This window comes from Pseudomonas sp. DrBHI1, from assembly GCF_002205115.1.
GTDB lineage: Bacteria > Pseudomonadota > Gammaproteobacteria > Pseudomonadales > Pseudomonadaceae > Aquipseudomonas > Aquipseudomonas mosselii.
Genome location: NZ_NIBE01000102.1, coordinates 175,939 through 179,723, shown reverse-complemented (window position 1 = coordinate 179,723; position 3,785 = coordinate 175,939). Strand labels below are relative to the sequence as shown.

Genomic DNA, 3,785 nt, shown 5'->3' with positions numbered 1-3,785 from the left:
TCCAGGCTTTCGGCCTGGACCAGGGGACTGGCCAGTGCGGCCAGCAACATCAGTTTACGCATGGCTCGACGCCTCCTGCGGACGGGGGATGGACATGACGTGGAAGATACCGGTCAGCAGGATCTGCAGGCGATCGAACCAACGGTGGCTGCGCCCGCGCAGGCTGCCATTGAAGAACAGCACCTCCAGCGCATGCAGCGACAGCAGGACGATACCCGCGACATTGATCAGCAGATTGAGCGGCAACGGCTGCGGCATGAACAGGTTGAACAGCACCACGCCCCAGAACGCCACCGTCAGAGCCTTGCCCAGGCCCAGGATGAACTTCATGTCCGGCCCCCATGGATTGTTGTTATGTCGGCGCGGCCCGTTCGAGCGGGCCGCGCCGGCAACAGTAACCCTACTGCCAGGGCATGCGCCAGAGGGGTTCAGTTCAGGTGCAGCTCCACCCGTCGGTTGCGCGAGCGACCCTCATCGGTGTCGTTGTCAGCCACCGGCTCACTCTCGCCACGGCCCTGGCTGGTCACCTTGTTCGGCGCCAGCCCCTGGCTGATCAAGTACTCGGCAACACCACTGGCGCGACGCTCGGACAAGCGCTGGTTATAGCTGTCCGAGCCCACGCTGTCGGTGAAACCGATGACCTTGACACTGGTCACACTGGGGTCGTTGAGCTTGGGCAGCAAACCTTGCAGGCGCTGCTGGGCGCCCTGGGTCAGCTCGGCGGAGTCGAAGGCGAACAGCACCTGGCCCTGGTCATCGAGCGTGATCACCTCTGGGGTTGCGGTGGGTTCCGGTTGGGGTGCCGACGCCGAATACTGCGGCAGCGGGCAGCCCATGTGATTGACCTGGGTACCTGCCGGGGTGTCCGGGCAGCGGTCGCGGCGGTCGAATACGCCATCGCCATCCTCGTCGCCATCCTGGGCATAGCAGATCAGGCCACCGGCAATCGCACCGGCAACGCCGGCACCGGCCGCCCAGCTGGAACTTTCGATGGCGCCAAGGCCGCCGCCGACCAGTCCGCCCAGCAGGCTGCAGATGGGCCAGGTCCTTTGATTGAGGGGAGCGCTGCCATCGCTGTGGGTGGCGCAGCCTGTAATCAGGCTCGTCGCCACCACCAACGGCAGCGCCGCTTTCGACAAAACACGCATGGTGATTGCTCCTGTGTCACCGGCCGCTACCGGTCACACAGGAGTAAAGACGCGCCCGCGTCACTTCTCAAGGCGCGGGCGTACGGCACTCAACGCTGGATTTTGATTTCGGTGCGCCGGTTCATCGCCCGGCCATCGGCCGTGGCATTGTCAGCGACCGGCTGGGTCTCACCCGCGCCCCCCACCGAAATGAAGCTGGCTCGCGGCACGCCGCTTTCGACCAAGTAGTTGGTCACCGACTGGGCACGACGCTCGGAAAGCTTCTGGTTGTAGCTATCGGAGCCGACGCTGTCGGTGTGACCTGTCACGCTCAGACGAGCGCTCGGCGCTTCCTGCTTCAGGCGACTGGCCACTTTATCCAGGCGTTCTTTGTCTTTGAGAGTCAGGCTTGCCGAGTTGAACTCGAAGTGAACGTCACGAATGACGATGACCTCTTCCTTCTGCACCACCACTTCCTCGACCACCGGCGCCGGCTCAGGCGGGCAACCGTTGGCATCGACCTGCACGCCACGCGGAGTACCAGGGCACTTGTCGCGGCTGTCCGGCACACCATCGCCGTCTTCGTCGCCATCGCCGTGGGCCCAGCAATAGCCGGCCGCCAGGCCACCACCGAGCAATGCGCCCCAGCCAGCCCAGCTGGAGCTCTCGATCGCGCCCAGGGCCGCGCCGCCCACGCCCCCGACGGCAGCGCACTTCGGCCAGTCGGTTTTCTGCAAACCTGCACAACCAGTCAACACACTGGTGAGCAGAACCAGGGGTATCGCTGTGCGTACTATGCTCATCTTGTTGCTTCTCCTAGGGGGAATCGGTGCATTACCGATGCTCTGGGAGTAAAGACCGGCGATTACCGCTCTGCCAGCAATAAGCCCCGACGTAGCGACGCGCCTCTTTGCCCGATCGCTTAGGACCGCTAGTCTTGAGCGACCTGAACGAGGAATGGCAATGACCGAGGTTTTTTCACAACGCACGCCGCAGCAGGCCTTGGCCGCCCTGCTCGATCGCTTCACCCCGCGCCAGTTGCTGCTGGTGGGCAGTCGCTTCCCGGCTCTGGAAGCCTTCGCTGCCGCCCATCCCGAGACCCGGATTGAGGTCGCCGCACCCGGTCCGCTCCCCGCCGAACAGGCAGCCCGACGCTTCGACCTGGCGGTACTGGTCGACTGTCTGGAGCACCTGCCCAAGCGCACCGGCCTGGAGCTGCTGGGCGGCATCCGCAACCTCAACGCCAGCCGCGTCGCGGTGCTGGCGGATCTGAACGCCTGCGGCTGGCAGGACACCGACTTCTATTCGCTGGCACTCTCGGCCAGCGAGAAGTTCCAGCGCGACGAACAGGTGTTGAGCCTGTTCACCTATGATCTGCATGACTACAAGCAGGTCCCGGACTGGCTCAACGCAAAGTTCTGGGCCAACCCTGAAAACTTCGGCAAGTACTGGTGGTGACTGGATGAGTGTCTCGATCTGCCCCTGCGGCAGCGGCAACCTGCTCGACGCCTGCTGTGGGCACTACCACAGCGGCACCCCGGCACCGGACGCCCAGACCCTGATGCGTTCGCGCTACAGCGCCTACGTGCTGGGCCTGATCGACTACCTGGTGAACACCACCCTGCCGGCCCAGCAGGCCGAGCTGGATCGCGCCGCCATGGCGGCCTGGAGCGCGCAGAGCACCTGGCTGGGGCTGGAGGTGGAAAGCGCCGAGGTACTGGGTGGGCAACCCGAACATGCCTTCGTCACCTTCACCGCGCGCTGGCACGACCTGGAAGGCGACCACCAGCACCGCGAGCGCTCGGCATTCGTCCAGCATGCAGGACGCTGGTACTTCATCGACCCGACCGTGGCACTCAAGGCCGGTCGCAACGATCCCTGCCCCTGCGCCAGCGGGCAGAAATTCAAGAAATGCTGCGCCAGTTACCTCGGTAGTTGAACATGCGCCCCCTGGCCCGCCTGCTCACACTCTGCCTGCTGCTGGGCTGGCTGACGGGCTGCGCCGGCTGGGGCGGCGACACCTGGCGTGAGCCACAGCTGCACCTGCTCGAGGTGGAGCCGGTGAAGATGCGTCTGCACCAGCAGGAGTTCGTCCTGCACCTGCGGGTCGACAACCCCAACGACAGCCGCCTGTTCATCCGCCATCTGACCTATTCGGTGCGCCTGGGCGACCTGCTCCTGGCCGAGGACGAGGCCAGCCTATGGCGCAGCGTCGGCGGCCAGGCCCGGCGCACCTTCAAGATCACCGTGCGCACCAACCTCTGGCAGCACCTCAAGCCCCTGGCGAAGCTGCTCAAGCGTGGGCAACCCCTGCAATACCAACTGCGCGGCGAGCTGGCCACCGGGCTGATCCTCCATCGGGACCTGCACTTGTCGCAAAGGGGTGAGATAATCCCCGGCGATCTACAACCGGAGTAACCCCGCAATGACCCAGCAACCCCATGTCCATGGCCCCGACTGCAACCACGGTCACGACCATCACCACGCCCACGACCATGGCCATGTACACGGCCCGCACTGCAACCACGGCCACCAGGAGCCGGTGCGCAACGCCCTGAAGGACGTCGGCCGCAACGACCCTTGCCCGTGCGGCAGCGAGAAGAAATTCAAGAAGTGCCACGGCGCCTGATCGACGTCAAATCAGGCCATCGCGGGCCA

7 protein-coding genes are annotated in these 3,785 nt (G+C 64.9%); 4 read left to right on the top strand and 3 right to left on the bottom strand.

The features are described 5' to 3' along the window. Positions 1 to 54: 54 nt before the first annotated feature. From CC207_RS20850 to CC207_RS20840, 3 genes are all read right to left on the bottom strand, one after another. Complete coding sequence (locus CC207_RS20850; protein ID WP_088852685.1) at positions 55 to 330, bottom strand: DUF1145 domain-containing protein; 276 nt, start codon at positions 328 to 330, stop codon at positions 55 to 57. Positions 331 to 428: 98 nt separating this feature from the next. Beyond that, complete coding sequence (locus tag CC207_RS20845) at positions 429 to 1,148, bottom strand: OmpA family protein (RefSeq protein ID WP_088852684.1); 720 nt, start codon at positions 1,146 to 1,148, stop codon at positions 429 to 431. 89 nt (positions 1,149 to 1,237) lie between these two features. Next, positions 1,238 to 1,930, bottom strand: a complete 693-nt coding sequence (locus CC207_RS20840; RefSeq protein WP_028690058.1) for an OmpA family protein — start codon at positions 1,928 to 1,930, stop codon at positions 1,238 to 1,240. Positions 1,931 to 2,090: 160 nt separating this feature from the next. Between CC207_RS20840 and CC207_RS20835 the strand changes: the two genes are divergently transcribed. The 4 genes from CC207_RS20835 to CC207_RS20820 are packed head-to-tail and all read left to right on the top strand — an operon-like array spanning position 2,091 to position 3,756. Beyond that, positions 2,091 to 2,585 carry a DUF6231 family protein gene (locus tag CC207_RS20835; protein WP_028690059.1) on the top strand — a complete coding sequence of 165 codons (495 nt, stop codon included), beginning with the start codon at positions 2,091 to 2,093 and terminating at the stop codon, positions 2,583 to 2,585. 4 nt (positions 2,586 to 2,589) lie between these two features. Further along, positions 2,590 to 3,066, top strand: a complete 477-nt coding sequence (locus CC207_RS20830) for a YchJ family protein (protein ID WP_028690060.1) — start codon at positions 2,590 to 2,592, stop codon at positions 3,064 to 3,066. Positions 3,067 to 3,068: 2 nt separating this feature from the next. Further along, on the top strand, positions 3,069 to 3,545 hold the full coding sequence (locus CC207_RS20825; protein ID WP_062363580.1) for an LEA type 2 family protein: 477 nt from the start codon (positions 3,069 to 3,071) through the stop codon (positions 3,543 to 3,545). Between the two features lie 7 nt (positions 3,546 to 3,552). Then, the gene (locus CC207_RS20820; protein ID WP_028690062.1) at positions 3,553 to 3,756 is read left to right on the top strand and encodes an SEC-C metal-binding domain-containing protein; all 204 of its coding nucleotides are present in this window, start codon (positions 3,553 to 3,555) and stop codon (positions 3,754 to 3,756) included. The last annotated feature ends 29 nt before the right edge of the window (positions 3,757 to 3,785 follow it).

Excerpts from the sequence above, each read along its gene's own strand:
- CC207_RS20850 (WP_088852685.1), bottom strand. The coding sequence starts at position 330 with ATGAAGTTCATCCTGGGCCTGGGCAAGGCTCTGACGGTGGCGTTCTGG.
- CC207_RS20845 (WP_088852684.1), bottom strand. The coding sequence starts at position 1,148 with ATGCGTGTTTTGTCGAAAGCGGCGCTGCCGTTGGTGGTGGCGACGAGC.
- CC207_RS20840 (WP_028690058.1), bottom strand. The coding sequence starts at position 1,930 with ATGAGCATAGTACGCACAGCGATACCCCTGGTTCTGCTCACCAGTGTG.
- CC207_RS20835 (WP_028690059.1), top strand. The coding sequence starts at position 2,091 with ATGACCGAGGTTTTTTCACAACGCACGCCGCAGCAGGCCTTGGCCGCC.
- CC207_RS20830 (WP_028690060.1), top strand. The coding sequence starts at position 2,590 with ATGAGTGTCTCGATCTGCCCCTGCGGCAGCGGCAACCTGCTCGACGCC.
- CC207_RS20825 (WP_062363580.1), top strand. The coding sequence starts at position 3,069 with ATGCGCCCCCTGGCCCGCCTGCTCACACTCTGCCTGCTGCTGGGCTGG.
- CC207_RS20820 (WP_028690062.1), top strand. The coding sequence starts at position 3,553 with ATGACCCAGCAACCCCATGTCCATGGCCCCGACTGCAACCACGGTCAC.